The sequence below is a fragment of the Thermococcus sp. M36 genome (assembly GCF_012027355.1).
Classification (GTDB): Archaea; Methanobacteriota_B; Thermococci; order Thermococcales; family Thermococcaceae; genus Thermococcus.
The window spans coordinates 1-402 of record NZ_SNUH01000310.1 but is presented as its reverse complement, the minus strand read 5'-3'; the positions used below and the strand labels follow the sequence as shown (position 1 = coordinate 402).

At 29.6% G+C, this 402-nt stretch carries 1 protein-coding gene; it reads left to right on the top strand.

Features of this window, described 5'->3' with window-relative positions; genetic code table 11:
• The coding region (locus E3E36_RS13080; RefSeq protein ID WP_206203732.1) for a hypothetical protein at positions 1-361 on the top strand (361 nt) is incomplete at its 5' end.
• Positions 362-402 lie beyond the last annotated feature (41 nt).

Here is a 402-nt window from a genome sequence, read left to right as displayed (position 1 = left end):
AGTTTTTGTTAAACTGTTTTATAATCTACTTTATTTTTATCTGCCAAGTATATTTGCCCGAATGCTTAAAAAAGTTATTACCATATTTCTTTTGTTTACACTATCAATACAAATTTTACCTGTACAGCAATTGGGTAAAGCATTATTTAGTAATTCTTTTAATGAAGAACTTCCGCATGCAAATAATATCAACGATTTGGAAAAAGATTGCTGTAAAAAATTAAACAGTGAGTTTATAAACTGGCATCAGAGTTTTTCACAACAAATAGTCATAATTAAAACGCTTCAATATATTCATATCAGCGAAGCCGTTCCGCATAATCATTCCACTGAAATATTAGTGCCTCCTCCAAATTGTTAGCAAATTCTTCCGCTAACTATTTTATTCAACCCAAACCATAA